This window comes from Chloroflexota bacterium (genome assembly GCA_016875535.1).
Taxonomy (GTDB): Bacteria; Chloroflexota; Dehalococcoidia; order SHYB01; family SHYB01; genus VGPF01.
The window spans coordinates 68,066-91,688 of record VGPF01000003.1 but is presented as its reverse complement, the minus strand read 5'-3'; the positions used below and the strand labels follow the sequence as shown (position 1 = coordinate 91,688).

The following is a 23,623-nucleotide window of genomic DNA, read 5'->3' as shown; positions in this document are numbered from 1 at the left end:
CTCCCTCACCCCATCACCTCCTCCATTGCCTCCTCCATTGCCTTCACCGCATAGGCCAACTGTGCCTTCGTAATCGTCAGCGGGGGCGTGAGGGAGAGGACGCTGCCGTGGGCGCCGCCGGCGAGGAGGATGACGCCTTTGCGAAGCATGGCCTGCATGACGCGCGCGGCGGCTTCGGGGGCGGGCTCTTTGGCCGCGCGGTCCTTGACGAGCTCGATGCCGAGCATCAGTCCCATGCCGCGCACGTCGCCGATGAGGGGATGCTTGGCCTGCAAGCCCCGGAGCTCGCTCAGCAGCCAGTCGCCGGTGGCTTTGGCCTGGCGAGGGGCGTTGCGCCGCTGAAGCTCAGCGATGGAGGCGAGGGCGGCCGCGGCGGCGACGGGATGGCCGAGGAAGGTGCTTGCGTGGAGGGCTTCGGGGCCCTCATAGCGCCAGGCGTCCATGACGCTCGCCTTGCCGACGCATGCGGCGATGGGCATGCCCCCGGCCATGGCCTTGCCGAGGCAGAGGAGGTCGGGGACGACTTTGGCGTGCTGAACAGCGAACCACGCGCCGGTGCGCCCAAAGCCGGTGATCATCTCATCGGCGATGAGGAGCGCGCCGTGGCGGTCGCAGAGGGCGCGCAGGCCGGGAAGGAAGCCCGGCACGGGGATGATTTCGCCCTCGCGGCCCTGGATAGGCTCAACGATGACGGCGCCGATAGGGCCGACGTGCTCCGGAGGCGAAGCAAGCAGCTTTCCGACGTGCTGAAGGCAGCCTTCCAGGGAGAGGTGCGAGCGATAGGGGTCGGGGAAGGGCGCGCGGACGACGCCCTGGAAGAGCTGGTCCTGGAAGGGGGCTCGGAAATAGGGGCGGGAGGTGACGGCGAGGGCGCCGTAGCTCTGGCCGTGGAAGGCGCCATCGAAGGCGAGGATGCCGGTGCGCTTGGTGGCGAGAAGGGCCGTTTTGAGGGCCAGCTCGACGGCCTCGCTACCAGTGGTGCAGAGCATCACTTTGGCATTGGGGATGGGGACGAGCTTGGAGAGGCGCTCGACGAGCTGGACGCGGGCGTCGCTGGGATAGACGTCGCCGAGGGCGTGGAGGAGCTTGGCGGACTGTCGCTGGACGGCGGCGACGACCTTCCTATCGGCATGGCCGAGGTTCGCGACACCGAAGCCGCCGGTCATATCTATGTAGATATTGCCATCGGCGTCTTGGACGTTGGCGCCCTTGGCGCGGGTGTAGACGATGGGCGTCTGGCCGAGGTGGATCGTGGAGACGCCTGGGGACTCTCGGCGCGCGAGGGATCTCGCGAGTCGCCGCGAGTTGGGGCCGGGAGGAGGAGCGACGATGTTGGGGAGGAGGGAGCCGAAGGGAGGCATGGGAAGATTATAGATGGGGGAGGACGATGGTAGAATCGGGCGAGTCATAGAGGAGCGCGACATGACGACGTTTCTCTTTGTCCACGGCGCTTCGCACGGGGCATGGTGCTGGGACGAGGTGATGAAGCTGGTCGAAAAGGACCCGCGAGTGCGAGGGGCCATCGCGATCGACCTGGTGGGGCACGGCGCGCGGCTCAAGGAGAAGCCAGCCGAGGCGATCACGCTGGATGACTACATCGCGGACATCGCGCGGGCTGTGCGGGAGACGAGGACGCAAGACATCGTGCTGGTGGGGCATTCCATGGCGGGAGCGTCAATGCCCCAGGCGGCGGCGCAGGTGGCGACGCAGGTGAAGGGGCTGGTCTTCGTCGCCGCGCTGATCCCGAACGAGGGGACGACGGTGCGGCAGAACGTCGCGACGCGCCCTGAGGAACCGACGCGGACGGCGCAGGAGCTCTACCGGGCGATCTTCTGCAACGACATGGACGCGGAGACGGCCGACCGGCTGCTGGCGAGGCTGACGACGGAGCCGCAAGGGCCGATGGAGGAGATCGTGCGGCGGCCGCCGCTGCCGCCTTCGCTGAGGCGGGCCTATGTGCTGTTGACGCAGGACCGGGCGGTGATCCCCGAGCGGCAGCGGCTTTTCGCGGCGAACATCGGGGCGCAGGAGACGGTGGAGATCGAGGCGGGGCACGATGTGATGGTGAGCAAGCCCCAGGCGCTGGCCCAGGCGCTGCTGCGATTCGCGTAATCTATCTCCGGGACGCCGCGTTGCAGTCGCCCCCGGTATCGCTATAATTGACGCGACCATCTTTATCTCCGATTCCCTTTTAGAAAGCAAGCGAGCGACGAACCGCATGCCACCACAAGCGCTCGAGGGCCTTCGCATCCTCGATGTCACCCAACTCATCGCGGGGCCGTACGCGACGAAGCTCCTTGCCGATTACGGCGCGGAGGTCATCAAGATCGAGCGGCCCGGCACGGGAGACGTCACCCGGCAGAAGGGGCCGTTCCTCCATGACGAGCCGCACCCGGAGAAGAGCGGGCTCTTCCTGCACTTGAACGCCGGGAAGCGCGGCGTCACGCTCGACCTGAAATCGGCGACGGGGCGGAAGCTCTTCCTCCAGCTCGCGAAGTCGGCCGAGGTGGTGGTGGAGAGCTTCGCGCCGGGGACGATGGAGTCCTTCGGCCTTGGGTACGAGGCGCTGAAGGCGGTCAACACGCGCATTATCGTGACCTCCATCTCGAACTTCGGACAGAGCGGGCCGTACCGCGATTACAAGATCTCCGAGATCATCGCCTACGCCATGGGCGGGCCGATGCACGAGACGGGCCTGCCGGAGCGCGAGCCGATGAAACTGGGCGGCAGCGTTATCCAGTTCCAGACGGGCGCGGCGGCGGCGACGGCGACGGCGATGGCGGTCTGGAACGCCGAGGTGAACGGCCACGGCGACCACTTGGACCTTTCGCTCTTCCGCACGCAGGCCTCGTCGCAGGACCGCCGGACCACGATGCTGGTGGGCGCGCAATACACCGGGGAGAACGGCGACCGCCGGCCGCCTGGCGTCAGCACGGCCAACGGCATCCGGCCGTGCGCCGACGGCTACATCGCCATCATGGGCGCCTCCAACCGCTTCGCGGGCGTGGTGCGCATGATGGGGCAGCCGGAGCTGCTGACGGACCCGCGGTTCGATACGGTGGTGAAGCTGTCCATGCCGGACACATCTGAGGAGTTCGATATCCACTACATCCCGTTCCTGATGCAGTACACCAAGCGCGAGCTGTTCATGATGGCGCAGAAGAACGGCCTGCCCTCCGGCCCGATCTTCACTGCGGAGGACCTCTACACCGAGCCGCACATCCGCGAGCGCGGCTTTTGGGCAAAGATGCGCCATCCCGTCGTCGGGGAGATCACGCAGCCGGGACGCCCGTTCATCATGAACGCGACGCCCTGGAGGAAGCCCGAACCGGCGCCGATACTGGGACAACACAACGCGGAAATCCTGGGAGGCCTGGGCTATTCAGCCCGGGACCTTTCACGGCTGCACAGCCTGGGGGTCATCTAGCGCCATGACGCGGCTCCCGCTGGAAGGCATGCGCATCCTAGACCTGACGGCAGTGTGGGCGGGCCCTCACTGCACGATGCTTCTGTGCGATTGGGGCGCGGAAGTGCTCCGCGTGGAATCCACTCAGGTCTACCAGCCGAACACGCGCGGGCATATGGCCAAGGTGCCGCAGGACCTGCCGCGCATCCGGAAGGGCTGGGGCTCCATGTACCCGGACTGGACGCCGGGCGCGCGGCCGTGGAACCGCTATCCGGTCTTCCAGAGCCATGCGCGGAACAAGCTCAGCATGACGGTGGACCTGCGCCGCGCCGAGGGCTATGAGATCTTCATGGAATTGCTGAAGACGGCGGACGCGGTCATCGAGAATAACGTGCCGGAGACGATCGAGAAGCTGCACGTGACGTACGAGGAGCTCGTGAAGGTGCGGCCGGACCTGGTGATGCTGCGCATGCCAGCCTACGGCCTCAGCGGACCGTACAAGAACTTCCGCTCCTTCGGCATGCAGCTGGAAGGGACGACGGGGCATACCTGGATACGCGGCTACACGGACATGGACGCCTCCATGCGGGACGATACGTTCTTCGGAGACGCGGCGGCAGGCATGGTCGGGGCCTACGCGGCGCTGCTGGCGCTGCGGCACCGCCGCCGCACGGGCCAGGGGCAGCTGGTGGAGCTGGCGCAGGCGGAGAACTTCATCCCGTACCTGGGCGAAGCGGTGATGGACTACATCATGAACCGCCGGGTGCACGCCACCCTGGGGAACCGCCATCCCACGTGCGCGCCGCAGGGCGTCTACCGCTGCAAGGGGCTTGAAGAGTGGCTGACGGTCACCGTGAACAACGACGGCGAATGGCGCGCCTTCTGCGAGGTCATCGGGCGGTCAGACCTGCTGACGGACCCGCGCTTCGCCACGGCCATCGCGCGCTACAAGCACCAGGACGAGTTGGACGCGCAGATCGAGCTGTGGACGCAGGTGCGCACGGCCTGGGAGGCGGCGCAGGCGCTCCAGGCGAAGGGCGTTCCCGCGGGGCCGGTGCTGAAGGACCTGGAGCTTGTGGCCGACCCGCAGATGGCGTCGCTGGACTATTTCAAGGAGCTGACGCACGTGGACGCGGGGACGCACAAGTACCCAGGGCTGATGTGGTCGGCGGCGGAGACGCCGAACGAGCTGCGGACGCCGCCGTGCCGCCTGGGGGAGCACAACCCCTACGTCTATAAAGAGCTGCTCGCGAAGAGCGACGATGAGTACCGGGTGCTGGAGGAGACGGGGCACATCGGGATGGACTACGCGCCGCACGTGCCGTAAGCTTGGACAGACAGTCCACCCTCACCTCTCGGGAAGCATCGGGGCCGAGTATACGGCCTGCGGACAAGTGCTTCTCGAGTTCCTCTCCCCTAGCCTTTCCGAAGAAAGAGCGTAGGGAGAAGAACAAAGCGGACGCGGGCGAACAGAGGGCAAGGGAGGAAGCGATGTCACAGCAACGGTATGAGCGGGAGATCGAGGAGATCGTCGGCAAGACGAAGCTGCGCCCCCGCGTGACGTTGGGTCAGCGCATCCGTGGCTTCCTCTCGCGCTTCAACGTCGGCGGCGGGAGGCTCTTGAAGCCGACGACGCTGGGGCTGGCGGGAGTCATCCTGCTCATCGTTGGGCTTATCAGGGGGTCCATGTGGACCATCATCGCCGGAGTCGTGCTGATGCTTGCCGCCTACCTGCTCTCCATCATGCGAAGCAAGGGAACATTCAAGCAGGAGACGGGCTACGAGAAGACATGGCGCGGGCGGAAACTAGACGATAGATAGGTTCAGGGTACAGGGAGCAGGGTTCAGAGTTCGCAGAAGAGATTAGCCTGCGATCTCCTCTATGCGGTCAACGGCAGCGTCCAGGATGGCCTGCGAATCGGGCTTCTTCACCTTAGGCCTCAAGGCGCGAAGCTCTTTCACGATATCGAGGCACATCTTCTTCCACTCGGCGTAGGTCTGCTTCTCCGGCATCTCGACGCCGGACGCCTTGACCGTCTGGCGGCTTACGCTCGCCTGTTTGCGGCGCGGGTCGGCGAGCTCCAGCATATCGGCGAGGTGGACGAGCCCCTCTTCGAAATGCTCGGGGTCATCGGCGGGAAAGTCAAAGGTTGGTTTCTGCATGGGATCCCTACCCGGCTATCTGTTCAACGTCCGTGAGTACAGGTTCACGGACGTAATCCCCCTCTCCTCTCGCGTTCGCGAGTTCCTCTCCCATCGAGGGAGAGGAGGTGCTGTGCCTAGGCGCACTGTCAAAATCGCTCTCTGTGTGTAGTCTATCACGCCTCCGTTCGGTAGAGGGCAAAGGGGATGTGGCCGGGTAGCATCTCGAGGCGCTTCACGGCCGTCTTCACCGCGATGGCGCTCTGGTCGCAGCCGAGCCAGCGCCTGCCGCTCTGCTCCGCCGCCAACAGGGTGGTGCCGGAGCCGCAGAAGAGATCGGCGACTAGATCGCCGGGGTTCGTGCACGATTCGATGATGCGCGAGAGGAGCGCCAAGGGCTTCTGCGTGGGATAGCCGGTGCGCTCGGCCATGGGGGCGTGCATCATATCGGGAACGTCATCCCACACATCTCCGACGAGCTTTGGGACGAGCAGATGGCCGTTCTCGGCCTCGATGAAATACTTGATGCGGAGACTGCCCGTCCTGGTGCGGTGGACACGTCCCTTGCTATCAAGTGCGGCGACGCTCTCGTCGGTGTAGTCGCCTCGGGGAGAAGTCTTGAACCAGCGGCCCTGAGCGTCCTTGCGGATGCCGATACTTGGCGCTTCAGCCAGCGGCACGCGCTCGATGCGATGGGCCTTGCGGAAGGGCGCGGCGGGCGACTTGGCGTAGTAGAGGAGCAGGTCGTAGTTCCTTGGGAACTGGCCGGAAACGGCCTTTGCGCCGCGGCCGCCGTAGTGCCAGACGACCATGTTACGGAAGTTCTCGCGGCCGAAGATCTCATCGAGAATCAGGCGCGCGTGATGGCCTGCGCGCCAGTCTATGTGAAGCCAGAGGCTGCCCGTTTGCGCCAGGAGCTTGTGCGCCAGGACTAGGCGCTCATAGAGCATCTGGAGGTAGCCCGCCAGGCCGCGGCCCCAGGTATCGGCATAGGCCTTGGGGGAAGCGCCGTGGCGCTTGCCGTTGAGGTGGAAGCCTTCGCCGGTGGCGAATGGCGGGTCGAGGTAGATCAGGTCTACCGCGCCGGTGAAGTCGCGGGCGAGGGCGCGCAACGCGGCGAGGTTATCGCCGTGGATGAGCCTGTTGGCCCAAGCGGCCTTCGCATCGCCATGGTGCTCGACGAGGCGGAGGGAGGCAGTGGCCTTCGCGGGCGGGCGCTTGCCGGGCCACCGGAGTTGCGGGTCGCGGATAGGCATATGGCGAATTATAGGGGAACGGGAGAGGGGGGAGGCCTCCCTCCCAACAATAATCATCGGATTTCTCTCCCTCACCTCTCGGGAAGCATCGGAACGCTTCTCGAGTTCCTCTCCCCGACGGTTCTTCTGAGGGAACCTCGGGAGAGGAACAGCAGGCACACCCTACGATTTAATATGCCGCCCGCCACATCTGAACTTGTAAGTCGCGAGAACGAGAATCCTGGACACAGTACTAGAGGTGTCATTCGATCAAGAAGCAGGAGTTGGTCTTGATGACGAGCCAGACGCCTTTGCCTGGGGCGATGCCGAGGCTCTTAACGGCACGTGGGGTGACTTCGACGCGGACGTCACGGCCGCAGTCCACGATGGCTTCGGCCTCGAAGCCCTTGCGGGCGACGGCGCGGACGACGCCCGCGATCGTGTTGCGCGCCGAGAGGCCGCTGGGGCGTTCGCCGGCGACGATAATATCGCCGGCGCGCAGGCCGATGCGGACGCGGGCGCCTTGGGAGAGCGGCGCGTAGGGGACTTCGAGTCGGAGGCCGCCCAGGTCGCAGGTGGTGACGCCTTCGGCCTGGGACGAGGAGAGGACAGTGCCTTCGAAGATATTCTCCACTCCGACGAGCCGGGAGACGGTCTCGGCGCCGGGGCGTTGGAGGACGGCGAGGGGCGAGCCCTGGGTGACGACACGTCCCCGCTCCAGGACGACGACGCGGTCGGCGAGGGCGAGGACTTCCGAGAGGTCGTGGGTCACCAGGACGACGGGGATCTGCATCCGGTCGCAGATGGCGCGCAACTCCTTGCGAAGGGCGCGGCGCAGGGATTCATCGAGGGCGGTGAACGGCTCATCGAGGAGCAGGAGGCGCGGCTCCCGGGCGAGGGCGCGGGCGATGGCGACGCGCTGTTGCTGGCCGCCGGAAAGCTCATCGGGATAGCGATGGGCGAAGTCGGCCATGCCCAACGTCTCGAGATGGCCCATGGCCTGGGACTCCGCATCGGGCGCGCCACCTAGAGGGTAGGCGACGTTCTTGAGGGCGGTGAGATGCGGGAAGAGCGCGTAGCTTTGAAAGACGTAGCCGATCTTGCGCGCGCGGGCCGGGACGTTGACCGCCTCCCGGCCGCCTCCGGCAAAGAGCGCCGTTCCGTCGATGGCAATCGTCCCCTTTGCAGGTGTGACAAGCCCGGCGATGGCGTTCAGCGTCGTCGTCTTCCCAGCGCCCGATGGGCCGAAAAGGGCGACGACTTCGCGGCCCGCCTCGAAGGCGACCTGCACGCGAAAGCCGTCGCGGCGCACATCAATGTCCACCGTCAAAGCGGTGCGCTGTGCCGTCGTCATGCCGCGCGCTCCTTGGGGGCCTTGCGCTTTCGTGGCGACTCGATACCGCGCACGAACCAGAGGCCCAGGAAGGCGAGGGCAGTCATCAGCAGGACCATCTGGTTCGCCGCGTCGCGCTGGCCGCTCTGCACGGCGTCATAAATGGCCAGGGGCATCGTCTGCGTCTTGCCGGGGATGCTGCCCGCTACCATGAGCGTCGCGCCGAACTCACCTAGGGCGCGCGCCGCGCCGAGGATGAGGCCCGCGAGGATGCCGCGCCGCGCCAGGGGAAGCGTCACGCGCCAGAAGAGACCGACTTCGGTGGAGCCGAGGGTGCGCGCGGCATTCTCCAGCGCCGGGTCCACATTGGCGATGGCGGCGCGGGCCGATTGCACCATGAGGGGCAGGCCCACGACGGCTGAGGCGACGGCGGCGGCCTGCCAGGTGAAGAGAAGCTCGATGTGGAGCCATTCGACGACGGGACTGCCGCTGCCGAGGGCGCGCAAGAGGTAATAGCCGACGACGCTTGGCGGAAGCACGAGCGGCAGAGCGACGAGGAGTTCCAGGAGAAGCTTGCCGCGGAAGCGCGCGCGGGCGAAGAGCCAGCCGAGGGCGAGGCCGAGGACGAGAATAATGACAGTGGCGACGGCGGTGACGCGCAGGGAGAGGAAAAAGGCGTCCCAAATCATCGCGGCTCCCCCGGGACCGAGAAGCCGTGGCTGCGAAGGATGGCGCGCCCTTCTTCGCTCGTCACGAAGCTCGCGAAGGCGCGCGCGGCCTGCTCGCGCTTCGAGCCGCTGACGACGGCGAGAGCCTGCTCGAGGGGCTTGTGCAAGCCGTCGGGAACGCGCACCCATCGGCCGTCGGAGCGCTGGGCGAGGGAGAGGGCGACGATGGCGGCGTCCACGTTGCCCGTCTCGGCGAACTGGAGGGCCTGCCGGATATTTTCGCCGTAGACGAGCTTGGGGCGCAGGCTTTCCCAAAGGCCGCTGGTCTCCATCGCCTCGCGCGCGGCGATGCCGTACGGCGCGTGCTCCGGGTTGGCGATGGCGATGCGTTGCACGCCGGGCTGGGCTAAGTCCTCCAAGCGCTCAAGTCGCAAATCGCTTGCCTTGCGCGTCCAGATAGCAAGGAAGCCCCTGGCGTAGAGGGCCTTTGTCCCCGGCACGAGCCTGCCCTTGCCCGTCAGGTCGTCTATCGCGCGCTGATCGGCGGCTGCGAAAAGGTCCACCGGCGCGCCGTGCTCGACCTGCTGGGCCAGCTGGCCCGTCGAGCCGAAGGTGAAGGTGACCTTCGTCCCCGTCTTCTCCTCGAAGCGCTTGCCCAGCTCTTGGAAGGCGAAGGTGAGGTCGGAGGCGGCGGCAACAGTGATGCCTTTGCCGCCGCCGGAGGAGGCGCAGAAGGCCGCGACGGCGGCAAAAAGCAAGCAACAGGCCAGAAGGCGAAGGTGAGGTCGTTTCAGAAGAGGGATCGCCACCCGGATACTCTAGCGGGGCGGCTGTGCCAAGGCATCGTTCAGAGTGCACAAAGAATGCTGTAGGATGGGTGCATGACTGAGGGTATTCCCCAACTGAAGAGCGCGCTGCAGCGGCTTGGCGGCCTGGAGGCGGTGAAGGGCCGGCTGGACCGCGTCCTGGAATCGGTGCGGGCCTATGACGCGAAGACGAACTCGGAGCTGGAGGCTACCCTGCGCGCGTGGGTGGAGCGCGGCGGGAGCATCGCGGAGACGGCGGACGCGCTCTTCCTCCACCGGAACAGCGTCCTCTACCGCATCCAGCGCATCGAAGAGCTATCGGGCATCGACCTGCGAGACCGCCAAACGCGCCAGGTGCTGTTGACGGCCTTCACCATCACGGACCCGCAGGCAACCGCGGGCAAGGAAGAGGCACCCCATGAAGACAAGCGGCAGAAACCGGCTTCCCGGAACGGTCACCGAGGTTAAAATCGAGGGGCTGATGGCCCAGATCGGCCTGAAGGTGGGCGAGAACCACGTGGTGGCGCTCATCAGCGCAGAGGCGGCGCGGGAGCTGAAGCTGAAGGTGGGCGACCGGGCGACGGCGCTCATCAAGGCGACGAGCGTGATGATCGTGAAGGACTGACCGTGCCTGACTTCAAAATCGTCTCCGACTTCAAGATGACGGGCGATCAGCCCCAGGCCGTCGAGAAGCTTGTCCAGGGGCTGAAGAACGGCTATCGCTACCAGACGCTGCTGGGCGTCACCGGCTCCGGCAAGACCTTCACCATGGCGAATATCGCGGCCCAGTCCAAGCGGCCGACACTGGTGATCGCCCACAACAAGACGCTGGCCGCCCAGCTCGCCACGGAGTTCAAGGAGTTCCTGCCGGAGAACGCCGTCGAGTATTTCGTCTCCTACTACGACTACTACCAGCCGGAGGCCTACATCGCGCGGACGGACACGTATATCGAGAAAGACGCCGATATCAACGAGGAGATAGACAAGCTGCGCCACGCCGCCACGCGCGCCCTCCTCACGCGCCGCGATGTCCTCATCGTCGCCTCCGTCTCCTGCATCTACGGCCTCGGCTCGCCGGAGGAGTACCAGGCCTTCCGCGTGCTGCTGCAGAAGGGGGCAGGCGCGCGGCGAGAGAAGATCATCCGGCAGCTCATTGACATGCAGTATGAGCGCAACGATGTAGACCCGACGCGCGGGCGCTTCCGCGTTCGCGGCGATACGCTGGAGATCCAGCCCGCCTACGAGGACCTGGCCCTGCGCATCCAGTTCTGGGGCGACGAGGTGGAGAAGATCACCGAGATTGATCCGGTGACGGGCGAGCTGCTGGGCGAGCGCGAGAGCATCGAGATCTACCCGGCGAAGCACTTCGTGACATCGCAGGAGAAGATGGACGCCGGGCTGAAGGGGATCGAGGCGGAGCTGGAAGAGCGGCTGAAGCAGCTGCGCGAGGGTGGCAAGGTGCTGGAGGCGGCGCGCCTGGAGCAGCGCACGCGCTTCGACCTGGAGATGCTGCGGGAGGCTGGCTACTGCTCCGGCATCGAGAACTATGCGCGCCACCTGGCGCGCCGCCCGGCGGGGAGCCGGCCTTCGACGCTCCTGGACTATTTCCCCGACGACTTCCTGATGTTCATTGACGAATCGCACATGACGGTGCCGCAGGTCCACGGCATGTACGGCGGCGACCGCTCGCGCAAATCGGTGCTGGTGGACTACGGCTTTCGCCTCCCTTCGGCGATGGACAACCGCCCGCTCAACTTCGAGGAGTTCGACGCCTCCATCAACCAGGTCGTCTTCGTCTCGGCGACGCCCGCCGCCTACGAGCTGAAGGTCAGCCAGCAAGTGGCGGAGCAGGTCATCCGCCCGACGGGACTGCTGGACCCGACGATCGAGGTAAAGAAGACCCACGGGCAGATAGACGACCTGCTGCACCGGATCAAGCTGCGCGTGGAGAAGAAGGAGCGCGCCCTGGTGACCACCCTCACCAAGCGCATGGCGGAGGAGCTTGCCGACTATCTGAAAGAGATGGGCATCAAGGTCCACTATCTCCATTCGGAGCAGGATGTGCTGGAGCGGAGCGAAGTCCTGCGCGACCTGCGCCTGGGCGTCTATGACGTGGTGGTGGGCATCAACCTGCTGCGCGAAGGGCTCGACCTTCCGGAAGTGAGCCTGGTCGCCATCCTGGACGCCGATAAAGAGGGCTATCTGCGGTCGGGCGCCTCCCTGATCCAGACGATCGGCCGGGCGGCGCGCCATGAGAACGGCCACGTCATCATGTACGCCGATACGAGAACGGCCTCGATGAAGCAGGCGCTAGACGAGACGAACCGCAGGCGCGCGATCCAGGACGCCTACAACAAGCAACACGGCATCACGCCCCAGGGCATCAAGAAGTCCATCAAAGACATCACGGAGCGGGTGCGGGCCATCGCCGAAGAGCAGACGCCGTATGTGGTCTCCAAGGAGATGCCGAAGGATGAGGTGGCGCGGGCCATCAAGGACCTGGAGAAGCGGATGAAAGAGGCCTCCTCCAACCTGGAGTTCGAGAAGGCGGCGGCCCTGCGCGACCAGGTGATTGACCTGCGGAAGGTGCTGGCGCTGGACCTGGACTCGCACGTCACGGAGAAGGGCGAGCGCTTCAGCAAGACGGAGGAGACGCCGGGTGTCTACGAGACGCGCCCGCCCGCCAAGGTGCGCGGGAGAAGGCGGAAGGGCTGGTAGCCCCTACCGCCCGCCGCCGAGCTGCCGCATGAAGCTATCGGTCATGTGCTTCGTGCGGCCGGACTGCAGGCGCTTCATCATCTTCCGCATCTCCTCATACTGCGTGAGGAGGCGGTTCACTTCGGCGGGTGTGGTGCCGCTGCCCATGGCGATGCGCTTGCGGCGGCTGCCGTTGATGATTTCGGGCTTGCGCCGCTCCCGCTTCGTCATCGAAAGGATGATGGCCTCAACCCGCGCCATCGCCTTGTCATCCACGTTGGCCGTCGGCATCTTCTTGGAGAGCATGGACATGCCGGGGATCATGCCCAGGACGTTGCCGATGGATCCCATCTTCTTGATCGTCTTGAACTGCTCCAGCATGTCCTCCATATCGAACTCCGCCTTGCGGAACTTCTTTTCGATCTCCTTGGCCTTCTTCTCGTCAATGCCCTCCTGGGCCTTCTCGATGAGGGTGGCCATATCGCCCATGCCGAGGATGCGCTGGGCGAGCCGGTCCGGGTGGTAGGGCTCCAGGGCGTCCACCTTCTCGCCCATGCCGATGAACTTGATGGGAACGCCGGTGACGCTGGAGACGGAGAGGGCCGCGCCGCCTCGGGCATCGCCGTCCAGCTTGGTGAGCACCAGGCCGGTGAGGCTCACCTTCTTGTGGAACTCCTCGGCGGCGCGAACGGCGTCCTGGCCCGTCATGGCGTCCACCACCAGGAGCGATTCGTGGGGGTGCAGCCTCTCCTTGATGCGGCCCAGCTCGCCCATCATCTCTTCGTCTATATGGAGGCGTCCCGCGGTGTCCAGAATCATCCAGTTGGCGCCGGTCTCCTTGGCCCGCTGGAGGGCGTGCTCGCAGACCTTGTCGCCTGGGGTGCCGGTGCCCTCTTCGTAGACAGGTACGTCAATCTGCTTGCCTAGGGTGACGAGCTGCTGGACGGCCGCAGGGCGCTTCACATCGGCCGCGACGAGGAGCGGCTTATTGCCGCCTCGTTTCAGGTAGAGTGCCAATTTTGCAGTTGCTGTCGTTTTGCCGGCGCCCTGGAGGCCCACCATCATGACGATGGTCGGCGGCTGGCTGGCGGCGCTGAGCCGCTTCTGGGCTCCGCCCAGGATAGCGGTCAGCTCCTCCTGGACGATGCCCATGACGGCCTGGGCGGGCGTCATGCTCTCCAGGACGGCGGGCTGCATGGCCCGCTCCTTCACCTTCGCGATGAAGTCGCGGGCGACCTTGAAGTTGACGTCGGCCTCGAGGAGGGCGACACGCACCTCGCGGAGAGCTTCGTCTATCTCCTTCTCCGTGAGGCGGCCCTTGCCGCCGAGGCGCTTGAAGACGCCGGTCAGTTTATCGGTGAGCGCTTCGAACATAGGTGTCGCCCGGCAGTCGGGCGACACCTCTATTCTATCGCAAGCTTCGGCGGAGGCCATCCGCCCGAGGTGGGCCTGGCGGGTTAGCGAATCTCCTATGCTACAATCTCGCTGCCTCCTGGATCCGGCCGCGACACAGGCAAAAGGCCCCCTCCACGTGATTCCCCTCACCCTGCGCCTCCGCAACTTCATGTGCTACCGGGACAACGTCCCACCTCTGTACTTGGAGGGCGTGCACATCGCCTGCTTGTGCGGCGAAAACGGCGCTGGGAAGTCCTCGTTGCTGGACGCGATGACCTGGGCGCTCTGGGGCCAGGCGCGCGCGAAATCGGACGACGACCTCATCTACATCGGAAAGGATGAGATGGAGGTTGACCTGGAGTTCCACGCAGCGGAGTCCAAGTACCGGGTCATCCGCAAGCGGGAGCGGGCCGTGGGCAAGCGCGCAGGAAAGTCCATCCTCGAGTTGCAGCTCTTCAGCGGCAATGCGTGGCAGGCGATGAGCGGCAGCGGCATCCGCGAGACGCAGGCCAAGATCGTCGCCCTCCTGCACCTGGACTATGAGACCTTCATCAACAGCGCCTTCCTGGTCCAGGGCCGCGCCGATGAGTTCACGAACCAGCCGCCGGATAAGCGCAAGGAAGTCCTTGCCCAGATCCTCAACCTCAGCTACTACGAATCGCTCGCAGAGAAGGCGCGTGAGAGCGCCCGCCGGCGGGAAGGCCTGCGCTTCAGCTTGGAGCAAACCATAGCTGAGATGAGCGCGCAGGTCGCGGGGCGCGCAGAGCTGGCGCGGCAGCTCGAAGAGAGCCGCGCCAAGGTGGGCGAACAGGCCGCGCTCTTGGAAGGCCTGGAGGCTTCGCTCCAGCAGGCGCGCCGGGAGAAGCAGGCGCTTGAGTTGAAGCGCGCCCGTGCTGAAGAGACGCGGCAGATGCTCAAGGGCGTCGAAGAGTCGCTGGCGCGGCTGGCGCGTCGCCGGGAGCAGACACAGCGGACGGTGGAGAGCTACCAGGCCACGCTGAAAGAGGCCCAGGCCATCGAAGAGGGCTTCACCTGGCTGCAAAGCGCCGAAAAGGAAGTCGCGGCGCTCGATGTCGCCGCGCGAACGTACCTGGAGCTGACGCAGCGGCGCGCTTCATTGGAGTCGGCGATCGAGCGGGCGAAGGCGGAGCTGACCGCCAACAGGCGAGTCGCCGCCGCGCAGGTCAAAGAGTTGGAGGCGCGCGCCGCCGAAGGCGAAAAGGCGGCAGGCCGGTTGCCCGCCATCGAGCAGGCGCTTGCCAAGCTCCACGACCTCCAGGAGCAGATCGCCGCGAAGCGCGCCGAGGCCGAAGCGGCGGCGGAGCAGGCCGCCGAGCTTCGCGCGGCCAACGCGAAGCTCAAAGAGGAGATGGTGGAGATCAAGGGTAAGATGGACCAGGTGAAGCAGGGCAAGGGCCAATGCCCCCTCTGCCTGACGGACCTGAGCGAAGACCGCTGCGCGAACGTTCTCCAGACGTATGAGCAGCTCGGCAAGGCCAAGCGCGCTCAGTATGACGCCAACGAATCGTCGCTGAAAGCGAAGCAGCAGGCGTCGCAAGCGGCGCAGAAGGCGATCCAAGAGTTCGAGGCGACGGTTCGCGCGGAACAGCCGAAGCTGCAGCGCGAGCATGCGATGCTGAAGCACGCCGCAGACGAGAAGACAAAGGCGGAGGCGGCGCTGCCGCCCCTCAGCGCGACGATCGCGGCCATCGAGAAGCAGCTTGCCGAGAGCAGCTTCGCGGGCAAACAGCAGAAGGAGCTTGGCACCGCCATCGCCGGCCTCGCCTCGCTGAAGTACGACGAGGCGGCCCATGACGCCGCCAGGGCCGCCTATCAGCGGCTGCGCCCCTTCGAGGAGCGGGCGCGCCAGCTGAAAGAGGCGCGCGAACGGGCGCCTCAGGCCCAACAGGAGTTGGATCAGACGGCTCGGGACATCCAGTTGAACGAGCAGAACGCCGCCCAGCTCCGGAAGTCGGTAGAGCAGGGCGGCCAGGAGACGGCGGAGCTGCCGCAGCTGGCACAACAGGTGGCTCGGGAGGAGCAGGCACAGCGCGAGGCGGCGCAAGCCCTCCAAGCGCTGCGCGACTCCCTGGGCGCGGTGCAGGCGCGCCTCACCCAGCTTGCCGAAGTGGAGGCGAACCTGGCGAATCGGCAGGATGCCCTTCGCCAGGCCGCCGAGGAGCAGGCGGCCTTTGAGGAGCTGGCTATCGCCTTCAGCCGCAAGGGCATCCAGGCGCTTATGATCGAATCGGCGCTTCCGGAGATCGAGGAGGAGGCGAACCGCCTCCTGGGGCGCATGACGGATAACCGCATGACGCTGAAGCTGGAGACCCAGGCGAACTTGAAGACGAAGGACGGCGTGAAAGAGACGCTGGAGATCCGGGTCGCGGACGAGCTTGGGACCCGGAACTACGAGCTGTTCAGCGGCGGCGAGGCCTTCCGCATCAACCTCGCCCTCCGCATCGCCCTCTCGCGCCTCCTCGCCCGCCGCGCGGGCGCTCCCCTGCCGACGCTCTTCATAGATGAAGGCTTCGGCACGCAGGACCCGGCGGGGCGCGACCGCATCGCGGAGACCATCAACGCCATCAGCGGCGATTTCGAACGCATCATCGTCATCACCCACATCGAAGAGCTGAAGGAGCAGTTCCCCGTGCGCATCGAGGTTGTGAAGACGCCCGAGGGCTCCACCTTCTCGATGAACTAGCCCCATGGACGTCCTTCTCTCCGGCGCGCGCCGGCTCGGCCTCTCCCTGACCGAGGCGCACCTCGCCAAGTTCCGTCTCCTACGCGATGAGCTGCTGCAGTGGAACCGGCGCACCAACCTCACCGCCATCACAGACCCGGCGGAAGTCGAAGCGAAGCACTTCCTCGATTCGCTTACCGTCGTCCTTGCCCTGCTGAACGGCTTCACGCCTGGCGGGAAGGTCATAGACCTCGGCACGGGGCCGGGCTTCCCCGGCTTGCCCCTCGCCATTGTCTTCCCGCACACGCAATTCACGTTTGTGGAGGCGACCTGGAAGAAGACAGACTTCATCGCTCATGTTGTGAAGCAGCTTGAATTAGCGAATGTGACCATCATCAACGAGCGCTCGGAGACACTGGCGCATCAGCCGCAGCACCGCGAGCGCTATCCCGTCGTTCTCGCCCGCGCCCTTGCGCCCATGTCTGCGCTGGCGGAGCTGACGCTGCCCTTTTGCGCCATAGGCGGCATCGTCATCGCCATGAAAAAGGGCGAGCTGCGACAGGAGGTCGCACGTGCGGAGAAGGCGATTCGGCTGATGGGCGGACGGCTTGGAAGGCAGATCCCTGTCCCGCTCCCGGCGCTGAATGATGGAAGGGTGCTAGTCATAGTCGAAAAAGTAGGGCATACTCCTACCGAATATCCAAGGCGACCAGGCATCCCGGCGACCAAACCGATCCTCTAACCCAGGCCTCACTTGCAGAATAACGCTCCGGAACAGCAGCCAGACGCTGAACAGGTCTCGCTGAAGGGCAAGGCCTTCGCCCTTCCAACCCTCGTCTCATTCGCCTTCGCCGCCTTTTTCATCCTCTTCCTGCTCACCCGATTCGATATTGACCTTTCGGCGACGTGGGATGAGGTTCGTACCGCCCACGCGGGGTGGTTCCTCCTGGCCCTCTTCACGTACTACGCCACATTCCCGTTGCGCGGCCTGCGCTGGCGTCTCCTGCTTCATAATGCTGAAGTCATCGAGAAGAAGGCTAAGCCTCAGCCGCGCGTCCGGGAGCTCGGCCTCTTCGTCCTCATCAGCTTCTTCGCAAACTCCGTCTCTTTCTTCCGCTTGGGAGACGCCTTTCGCGGCTATCTGCTAACGGACAAGTGGAAGGTCAGCTTCCCCAAGACGATCGGCACGATCCTCGCGGAGCGCATCTTGGATGTGGGCGTCGTCTTCTTCCTTCTGCTCATCGCCAGCATCGGCGTGCTGCGGGAAGAGACGAGCGCAACCGCGGAGAAGATTATCATTGCCGCCGGGGCAGTCGCGGTGCTTGTGAGCCTCGTCCTCATCGCCATGCGCATCTACGGTACGAAGGTGACTCGGTTCCTGCCCGCGAAGGCCCGCCCGTTCTACGAGCGCTTCCAGGTCAGCACGCTCATGAGCTTCCGCAACCTGCCGCCGCTCATCCTGCTCACAGCCGCTATCTGGCTGATGGAGGCCGGACGCCTCTACTTCGTCGTTCAGTCCCTTGACTTCGAAGTCGGCCTCGCTCTTATCCTCTTCGCCGCGCTTGCGAATTCCATGCTGACGACGATCCCGCTTACGCCGGGCGGCCTAGGCCTGGTTGAGCTAGGCCTCACGGGCCTGCTGGCCATCACCCTTGACCGCTCTAACGCCGCGGGCGTCACCCTGCTCGATCGCTCGATCTCCTACTTCAGCCTAGTCATCTTCGGCGGACTTGCCTTCGCCATCCGACAGGCTGTGGAGATGCGGATGCGGAAGAGAGCCCCGGCTACGCCAGTTTCGCAACGCCGATCGTAACGTCCGCGCCGTCCACCTTTCCTGACTCGATGAAGGCGCCGCTTGGGGCATCCCCTTCATGCAGCGTCGCCGTCAGGGTCTCCTGCTTGATGTAGTCGGCGTGGGTCTTGAAGACCTCGGCAAGCTCACCGCCGGCCTTGTAGTAGGTGGCGATGCGATCCTCGATGGCGAAGTTGGCCGAGCGGCGCATCGTCTGGATGCGGTGAACCAGCTCGCGGGCTGTCCCCTCCATCGCCAGCTCTCGCGTCACCTCCGTAAAGACGGCGACCGTGAGCGGGCCGTCCGATGCGGAGGCGAAGCCCGGCCTGTCCTGGGTAACCACTTGCAGATCGCTAGCATCTAGCGCAACGCCGCCGATCTCGACGCCGGCCCCGGCGCGCACCTTAGGCACCACGGTCTTGGCGTCAGCCTCCGCGATGGCGGCCATCACTTTGCCCATCTCCTTGCCGAACTTGGGGCCAAGGACGGCGGGGTTCCCCTTCACCTGGTAGGTGACCAGCTCCGAATCGCTTTCGGCAAAGGCCACTACCTTGACATTGAGCTCTTCGCGGACGTGTTCGGCCAGGCGCGTGATAGCGGCGCGCTCCTGCATCGGCAGGGCCACGACGATCTTGGCGAGCGGCTGGCGCACCTTGATCTTGGCCTTGTTGCGCGCGGCGCGGCCCAGGCTGACGACGTTGATGACGGTGTCTGTGGCGCGCTGGACCTCCGCGTTGATCTTCGACGTATCGGCCGCAGGGTAATCGGCCAGGTGGACGCTTTCCGGCGCGGAGGCGTCGTAGGTGCGCACCAGGTTTTGGTACATCTCTTCCGAGATGAATGGCGTAAAGGGCGCGAGGAGCTTCGCCACTGTCACAAGGCACTCATGGAGCGTCGCGTATGCCGCCGATTTATCGGCGTCGCTCTCGCTCTTCCAGAAGCGGCGGCGGCTGCGGCGAACGTACCAGTTGGAAAGGTCGTCCACAAAGCGGTCAATCTTGCGCGCCGCCGTCGTCGGGTCGTACTCCTCCATGGAGGCCGTGACCTCTTCTACCAGGGAATGCAGGCGCGAAAGGACCCAGCGGTCAAGCTCCGCCTGGGGCGCCGACTTCACTTTGGTGGGGTCGAAGCCGTCAATGTTGGCATAGGTGATGAAGAAGGAGTACGTGTTCCAGAGGGTGAGCAGGAAGGAACGGATCGCCTCGGCCACCAGCTCGGCGGAGAAGCGGCGGCTGTTCCCCGGCGGCGATGCTGTGTACAGATACCAGCGCAGGGCGTCCGCCCCGTGGGCGTCAATGATGTCCCAGGGCTTCACCACATTGCCCCGGCTCTTGCTCATCTTCTCGCCCTTGGCGTCCAGGATGTGGCCCAGACAGATGACGTTCTTGTAGCTCGGCGAGACGATGGTCTTTTCCGTCGCGAACTCCAGCATCGTGGCGATGGCGTGGAGGCTGTAGAACCAGCCGCGCGTCTGGTCCACGGCTTCGCAGATGTAATCGGCGGGATACCAGGGGCCGCCTTCGATGAGCCCCGTGTTCTCAAAGGGATAGTGCCACTGGGCGATGGGCATGGCGCCCGAATCGAACCAGCAGTCAATGACATCAAGGGCGCGCTGCATCTGCCCGCCGCAGGCGGCGCAATTCCATGTGACGCGGTCAACGTAGGGGCGATGCAGATCGAGGGTGTCTGTGACGCCCTGGACGCCGGGCTTCGTGCGGATCTCCGCCACGGAGCCGATGCACTCCTGCTTGCCGCAGGACTTGCACTCCCACACGGGCCAGGGCGTGCCCCAGTAGCGCTCCCGCGAGACGGCCCAGTCCACGTTGTTGCGAAGCCATTCGCCGAAGCGCCCCTCCTTCACATGTTCGGGACGCCAGTTGATCGCCTCGTTCCCAGCGATGAGGCGCTCCTTCACCGCCGTCGTCTTGAGATACCAGGAGCTCTTCGCGTAGTAGAGGAGCGGCGTATCGCACCTCCAGCAGAAGGGATAGGTATGGCGGATCGTCTCCTTGCGGAGGAGCAGGCCGCGCGATTCCAGGTCGGCCATGATCTGCTGGTCGGCCTTCTTCACGAACTTGCCGGACCAGGGGTACCCGGCTGTGAACTCGCCGGCCAGGGTCACCGGCTGGACGAAGTAGAGGCCGTTGGCGATGCCGGCGCTGTAGTCGTCCTCGCCGAAAGGGGGCGCCGTATGGACGATGCCGGTGCCGTCCTCCATGGAGACGAAGTCTGCGGTGATGACGGGATAGGTGATGCCCTTGGGCGGGTTGTCCACGCGCTCTACCACCGGCGAGCCGGGGTGGCTGAAGCGCCGCACTTCCACGCCGCGCTCCACCGGGTCGTAGAGCGGGCGGTAGCGCAGTCCCTTGAGGTCGTCCCCCTGGAATTCGGCAATGGTCTTGTGCTCGCCCTTGAGCGCCTTGCCTAGAAGCGCCTGCGCGAGAACCAGCCGGTCGCCTGACTCCAACTCCTCGACGACATACGTCTTATCGGCAGCCACGCTGAGGCCTGAGTTGCCGGGGAGCGTCCACGGCGTCGTGGTCCAGGCGAGGAGGAAGGTCCTCTCGTTCGCATAGGCCTTCAGCTTCGCTGGGACGGTCTCATGGGCAAGCTGGAACTTCACGTAGACGGAAGGGTCCGGCGTCTCATCCTTGTAGCCGAGCGCCACTTCGTGGGAGCTGAGGGTCGTGCCGCACCGCGAGCAGTGGGGTGTGACGCGGCGTCCCTGGTAGACGAGCCCGGCATCCCACAGCGTCTTGATGATCCACCAGCCGCTCTCGATGTAGCTGTTGTCATAGGTCACATAGGCCTTCTCCATGTCCACCCAGAAGGCCACCCGGTCCGTCATCCGCTCCCACTCCTTCACATAGCGGAAGACGCTCTCCTTGCAGCGCTTGTTGAACTCCTCGATGCCGAAGGCCTCGATATCCGGCTTGGACTTGATGCCAAGCTCCTTCTCCACCTCCAGCTCCACAGGCAAGCCGTGGGTATCCCAGCCACCCTTGCGGGGGACGTAGTAGCCCTTCATGGCCTTGTAGCGCGGGAAGACGTCCTTGAAGACACGGGAGAGAACGTGGTGGATGCCCGGGTTGCCGTTGGCGGTCGGCGGGCCCTCAAAGAGCGTGAACTGCGGCTTGCCCGTGCGCTGCTCCACGCTCCGCCGGAAGATGTCTTTGGCCTTCCAAAAGGCCAGGACCTCCTCTTCCATCTTTGGAAAGCTCACCCGGCTGGAGACGGGCTTGAACTTCCCTTTCTGCGCGCCGCCGGGCAGGGAGGCATCACCCTCCCGCTCCGGTTCCGGCCTCTGGTGCTTCGCCATCGCCGACTCCTCTCTTCGCGTAAACAAAAATCCCGTCCCACTAAGGGACGGGATATCTTCCCGCGGTACCACCCTTGTTCTCCGGTTCCACACCGGAGCCCTTACGGCGTCGTGCAACGCCCGCCCTGATTACGGAGGGCTCCGGCTGCCTTTACCGGCCAAGCTTTGAGGCAGCGGCTCGGGATGGATCTTCGCGCCGTCGCCACGCGCCCGCTCACACCCTACCGGGCTCGCTGTGCGTGCGTGCCGACGCTACTCGTCTCCGTCAGCGCCTTTCAGTCACACGTCCACGCTAACAAATGGCCCACCGCCTCGTCAAGGCCGCTAGTAGTCCCTTCTGGAATACCCGCCGCCCATACGGTTGCCGCCGCGATTGCCGTAGCCGCCGCGCCCATAGCCGCCGCCGCGATTGCCGCCGTAGCCGCCGGGACGCCCGCCGCTGCTGCGCTGCTTGGGCACGATCGTCACCTGCCGCTCATCGCCCTCGCCCACGCTCTCCGTCGTCACCTTGGGGTGGTCGGCCAGCGCCATGTGGACGATGCGCCGCTCCCGGGCGGGCATCGGCTCCATCGTCACGGTGCGCCCCGTGGCCGCCGCGCGCTCGGCCAGGCGGGAGGCCATGGCGCGGATATTGTCGGCGCGCCGCTCGCGGTAGCCCTCCACGTCAATGGCGATGTTCACGCGCTGGCCGGACTTCCGGCCCACAATGAAGTTCACAAGGAACTGGAGCGAGGAGAGCGTCTCGCCTCGGCGGCCGATGAGTAGTCCCGCATCCTCGCCGGAAAGGTCAAAGGTCAGCGTCCGCTTCTCTTCCGTTTCGTTCGGACCGGGAGGAGTCGTCACAACCTTGGGACCGCCCTCCGGAAGGCCGACGGAGGCGGAGACTCCCATGGCGCGCAGCAGGCTTTCCAGGGTCTCCTTCGCCAGGTCCACGGGATCGCCCCCGGCCTGCTTCAGAGAGACGCGGACACGGGCCAGCTCGGCGCCGATGCCGAAGACGCCTGCGCGCCCCTTCTCAAGAACCTCGATTTCGACGTTGTCTTTCTCGACGCCGAGCTCGTCGAGCGCCTTCTCGATTGCCTCTTCCACCGTCTTGCCGCTCATTTCGATCGGTTCCACTGCCCTCTCCTTTTGCGACTGCCGCCCCATCGCCCGAAGAGTCCGCGGCTTTCGCGGCATCCTCCGGCTTTGCGGCAGGGGGTGATCCAAGGAAGACACGCTTCAGCAATCCTCCCACACCTTGCGGCTTTTCTCCATCCGCCGGGCGCGGAGCCTCGGGAGCAGCCGCCTTCTCGGCGGGTTTCTCAACGGACTTCTCCACCGACTTCTTGACCTCCTTCAGCTCAACCTGCTGCTTTGGCGAAGCGCTTGCTCCGCCGGGCGTCGCTCCAGCCGGCGCGGGCGCGAAGCTGGGACGCTTGAAGGTCAGGCCGCCCCAGCCCATCACACGGTACTGCAGCCAGATGGTCACCACGTTGGAGGTGATCCAGTAGAGCGCCAGGCCGCTCGGGAAACCGAAGGTGAAGATCGCCATGATGAACGGCATCATCAGATTCATCATGTTGTTGCGCTGCTGGGTCTGCGGGTCGCTGGACTGAACCGTGACCATCTTCTGCACCACATAGGTGGAGAGACCGACGAGGATGGGCAGCGTGATGATGGTCGGGTCCGAACGCGCCAGGTCTAAGCCCGCAAAGGAGCTGTGCAGCGGCACCGCGCCGTCGCCATAGGGGAGCCAGGTGTAGATTTGCTGGGAGAGTTTCACCAAACCTTCAGGCGTATCGGCAAGGGTGGTGCGGAGGGCCGAATAGAGGCCCACCCAGATGAGGAACTGGAAGATGAAGGGGCCGAGGCACCCGAGGGGATTGACCCCCGTCTCCTTCCACAGCTTCATCTGCTCCTTGGCCTTGCGCTGAGGGTCGTTCTTGAACTTCTCTTCGATCTCCTTCATCTTCGGCTGCATCGCCAACATGGCCTTCTGCTGCTTGATCTGGCGCTTGGTGAGCGGATAGAGAGCCACGCGGGAGATCAGCGTGAAGGCGATTATGGCGAGGCCGAAGTTGGAGCCGAGGATCGAATAGAGGAAGACCAGGCCGTTGGCCATGGGCCTGGTGATGACATCTGTCCAGAGGAAATCCCACATGGGC

At 65.2% G+C, this 23,623-nt stretch carries 20 protein-coding genes; 10 read left to right on the top strand and 10 right to left on the bottom strand.

Annotated features, from left to right (window positions below):
* Positions 1-5: 5 nt before the first annotated feature.
* Positions 6-1,523 (bottom strand): aspartate aminotransferase family protein, encoded by a 1,518-nt coding sequence (locus FJ039_01995; GenBank protein ID MBM4404943.1) that lies wholly within the window; start codon positions 1,521-1,523, stop codon positions 6-8.
* Here FJ039_01995 and FJ039_01990 point away from each other — a divergent pair.
* The 4 genes from FJ039_01990 to FJ039_01975 all read left to right on the top strand — a co-directional run bounded on the left by FJ039_01990 (position 1,375) and on the right by FJ039_01975 (position 5,227).
* Positions 1,375-2,112: an alpha/beta fold hydrolase gene (locus FJ039_01990; protein MBM4404942.1), complete on the top strand. Its 738-nt coding sequence runs from the start codon at positions 1,375-1,377 to the stop codon at positions 2,110-2,112. The genes FJ039_01995 and FJ039_01990 overlap by 149 nt on opposite strands.
* Before the next feature lie 106 nt (positions 2,113-2,218).
* Entirely contained in the window at positions 2,219-3,427 is a 1,209-nt protein-coding gene (locus FJ039_01985; protein MBM4404941.1) for a CoA transferase, read from the top strand.
* Between the two features lie 4 nt (positions 3,428-3,431).
* Positions 3,432-4,733 carry a CoA transferase gene (locus FJ039_01980; protein MBM4404940.1) on the top strand — a complete coding sequence of 434 codons (1,302 nt, stop codon included), beginning with the start codon at positions 3,432-3,434 and terminating at the stop codon, positions 4,731-4,733.
* A 164-nt stretch (positions 4,734-4,897) separates the two neighbouring features.
* Entirely contained in the window at positions 4,898-5,227 is a 330-nt protein-coding gene (locus FJ039_01975) for a hypothetical protein (GenBank protein MBM4404939.1), read from the top strand.
* A 42-nt stretch (positions 5,228-5,269) separates the two neighbouring features.
* On the opposite strand, the gene FJ039_01970 is transcribed toward FJ039_01975, so the two are convergent.
* From FJ039_01970 to modA, 5 genes are all read right to left on the bottom strand, one after another.
* Positions 5,270-5,569 carry a hypothetical protein gene (locus FJ039_01970; protein ID MBM4404938.1) on the bottom strand — a complete coding sequence of 100 codons (300 nt, stop codon included), beginning with the start codon at positions 5,567-5,569 and terminating at the stop codon, positions 5,270-5,272.
* A 155-nt stretch (positions 5,570-5,724) separates the two neighbouring features.
* Positions 5,725-6,861, bottom strand: coding sequence for a site-specific DNA-methyltransferase (locus tag FJ039_01965; GenBank protein ID MBM4404937.1), 1,137 nt, complete (start codon positions 6,859-6,861; stop codon positions 5,725-5,727).
* A 184-nt stretch (positions 6,862-7,045) separates the two neighbouring features.
* The gene (locus FJ039_01960) at positions 7,046-8,137 is read right to left on the bottom strand and encodes an ABC transporter ATP-binding protein (protein ID MBM4404936.1); all 1,092 of its coding nucleotides are present in this window, start codon (positions 8,135-8,137) and stop codon (positions 7,046-7,048) included.
* A complete protein-coding gene (gene modB / locus FJ039_01955; protein ID MBM4404935.1) occupies positions 8,134-8,805 on the bottom strand; it encodes a molybdate ABC transporter permease subunit in 672 nt (223 codons plus the stop codon). Before modB ends, FJ039_01960 begins: the two co-directional genes overlap by 4 nt.
* Positions 8,802-9,587, bottom strand: coding sequence for a molybdate ABC transporter substrate-binding protein (modA, locus tag FJ039_01950; protein ID MBM4404934.1), 786 nt, complete (start codon positions 9,585-9,587; stop codon positions 8,802-8,804). The genes modB and modA overlap by 4 nt, the downstream gene beginning before the upstream one ends.
* Before the next feature lie 78 nt (positions 9,588-9,665).
* On the opposite strand from modA, the gene FJ039_01945 reads away from it, so the two are divergent.
* The 3 genes from FJ039_01945 to uvrB are packed head-to-tail and all read left to right on the top strand — an operon-like array spanning position 9,666 to position 12,308.
* On the top strand, positions 9,666-10,058 hold the full coding sequence (locus FJ039_01945; GenBank protein ID MBM4404933.1) for a PucR family transcriptional regulator: 393 nt from the start codon (positions 9,666-9,668) through the stop codon (positions 10,056-10,058).
* Entirely contained in the window at positions 10,009-10,215 is a 207-nt protein-coding gene (locus tag FJ039_01940) for a molybdenum-pterin-binding protein (protein ID MBM4404932.1), read from the top strand. The genes FJ039_01945 and FJ039_01940 overlap by 50 nt, the downstream gene beginning before the upstream one ends.
* 2 nt (positions 10,216-10,217) lie before the next feature.
* Positions 10,218-12,308, top strand: a complete 2,091-nt coding sequence (gene uvrB / locus FJ039_01935) for an excinuclease ABC subunit UvrB (GenBank protein ID MBM4404931.1) — start codon at positions 10,218-10,220, stop codon at positions 12,306-12,308.
* 3 nt (positions 12,309-12,311) lie between these two features.
* Here the strand turns inward: uvrB and FJ039_01930 are convergent, their stop codons facing one another.
* Positions 12,312-13,661 carry a signal recognition particle protein gene (locus FJ039_01930; GenBank protein MBM4404930.1) on the bottom strand — a complete coding sequence of 450 codons (1,350 nt, stop codon included), beginning with the start codon at positions 13,659-13,661 and terminating at the stop codon, positions 12,312-12,314.
* A gap of 97 nt (positions 13,662-13,758) precedes the next feature.
* Between FJ039_01930 and FJ039_01925 the strand changes: the two genes are divergently transcribed.
* The 3 genes from FJ039_01925 to FJ039_01915 are packed head-to-tail and all read left to right on the top strand — an operon-like array spanning position 13,759 to position 18,178.
* On the top strand, positions 13,759-16,386 hold the full coding sequence (locus tag FJ039_01925) for an SMC family ATPase (GenBank protein ID MBM4404929.1): 2,628 nt from the start codon (positions 13,759-13,761) through the stop codon (positions 16,384-16,386).
* Positions 16,387-16,390: 4 nt separating this feature from the next.
* The gene (gene rsmG, locus FJ039_01920) at positions 16,391-17,107 is read left to right on the top strand and encodes a 16S rRNA (guanine(527)-N(7))-methyltransferase RsmG (protein MBM4404928.1); all 717 of its coding nucleotides are present in this window, start codon (positions 16,391-16,393) and stop codon (positions 17,105-17,107) included.
* A gap of 12 nt (positions 17,108-17,119) precedes the next feature.
* Positions 17,120-18,178 (top strand): flippase-like domain-containing protein, encoded by a 1,059-nt coding sequence (locus tag FJ039_01915; protein MBM4404927.1) that lies wholly within the window; start codon positions 17,120-17,122, stop codon positions 18,176-18,178.
* Here FJ039_01915 and FJ039_01910 read toward each other — a convergent pair.
* The 3 genes from FJ039_01910 to FJ039_01900 all read right to left on the bottom strand — a co-directional run bounded on the left by FJ039_01910 (position 18,150) and on the right by FJ039_01900 (position 23,619).
* A complete protein-coding gene (locus tag FJ039_01910; GenBank protein MBM4404926.1) occupies positions 18,150-21,476 on the bottom strand; it encodes an isoleucine--tRNA ligase in 3,327 nt (1,108 codons plus the stop codon). The genes FJ039_01915 and FJ039_01910 overlap by 29 nt on opposite strands.
* Positions 21,477-21,800: 324 nt before the next feature.
* Positions 21,801-22,655 carry a protein jag gene (locus tag FJ039_01905; protein MBM4404925.1) on the bottom strand — a complete coding sequence of 285 codons (855 nt, stop codon included), beginning with the start codon at positions 22,653-22,655 and terminating at the stop codon, positions 21,801-21,803.
* The gene (locus FJ039_01900) at positions 22,492-23,619 is read right to left on the bottom strand and encodes a YidC/Oxa1 family membrane protein insertase (protein MBM4404924.1); all 1,128 of its coding nucleotides are present in this window, start codon (positions 23,617-23,619) and stop codon (positions 22,492-22,494) included. The genes FJ039_01905 and FJ039_01900 overlap by 164 nt, the downstream gene beginning before the upstream one ends.
* Positions 23,620-23,623: the final 4 nt, after the last annotated feature.

Coding starts and splice junctions, on each gene's coding strand:
- FJ039_01990 (MBM4404942.1), top strand. CDS start 1,375: ATGGGGGAGGACGATGGTAGAATCGGGCGAGTCATAGAGGAGCGCGAC.
- FJ039_01995 (MBM4404943.1), bottom strand. CDS start 1,523: ATGGCCCCTCGCACTCGCGGGTCCTTTTCGACCAGCTTCATCACCTCG.
- FJ039_01985 (MBM4404941.1), top strand. CDS start 2,219: ATGCCACCACAAGCGCTCGAGGGCCTTCGCATCCTCGATGTCACCCAA.
- FJ039_01980 (MBM4404940.1), top strand. CDS start 3,432: ATGACGCGGCTCCCGCTGGAAGGCATGCGCATCCTAGACCTGACGGCA.
- FJ039_01975 (MBM4404939.1), top strand. CDS start 4,898: ATGTCACAGCAACGGTATGAGCGGGAGATCGAGGAGATCGTCGGCAAG.
- FJ039_01970 (MBM4404938.1), bottom strand. CDS start 5,569: ATGCAGAAACCAACCTTTGACTTTCCCGCCGATGACCCCGAGCATTTC.
- FJ039_01965 (MBM4404937.1), bottom strand. CDS start 6,861: ATGATTATTGTTGGGAGGGAGGCCTCCCCCCTCTCCCGTTCCCCTATA.
- FJ039_01960 (MBM4404936.1), bottom strand. CDS start 8,137: ATGACGACGGCACAGCGCACCGCTTTGACGGTGGACATTGATGTGCGC.
- modB (MBM4404935.1), bottom strand. CDS start 8,805: ATGATTTGGGACGCCTTTTTCCTCTCCCTGCGCGTCACCGCCGTCGCC.
- FJ039_01945 (MBM4404933.1), top strand. CDS start 9,666: ATGACTGAGGGTATTCCCCAACTGAAGAGCGCGCTGCAGCGGCTTGGC.
- FJ039_01940 (MBM4404932.1), top strand. CDS start 10,009: ATGAAGACAAGCGGCAGAAACCGGCTTCCCGGAACGGTCACCGAGGTT.
- FJ039_01930 (MBM4404930.1), bottom strand. CDS start 13,661: ATGTTCGAAGCGCTCACCGATAAACTGACCGGCGTCTTCAAGCGCCTC.
- FJ039_01925 (MBM4404929.1), top strand. CDS start 13,759: ATGCTACAATCTCGCTGCCTCCTGGATCCGGCCGCGACACAGGCAAAA.
- rsmG (MBM4404928.1), top strand. CDS start 16,391: ATGGACGTCCTTCTCTCCGGCGCGCGCCGGCTCGGCCTCTCCCTGACC.
- FJ039_01910 (MBM4404926.1), bottom strand. CDS start 21,476: ATGGCGAAGCACCAGAGGCCGGAACCGGAGCGGGAGGGTGATGCCTCC.
- FJ039_01905 (MBM4404925.1), bottom strand. CDS start 22,655: ATGCCGCGAAAGCCGCGGACTCTTCGGGCGATGGGGCGGCAGTCGCAA.
- FJ039_01900 (MBM4404924.1), bottom strand. CDS start 23,619: ATGTGGGATTTCCTCTGGACAGATGTCATCACCAGGCCCATGGCCAAC.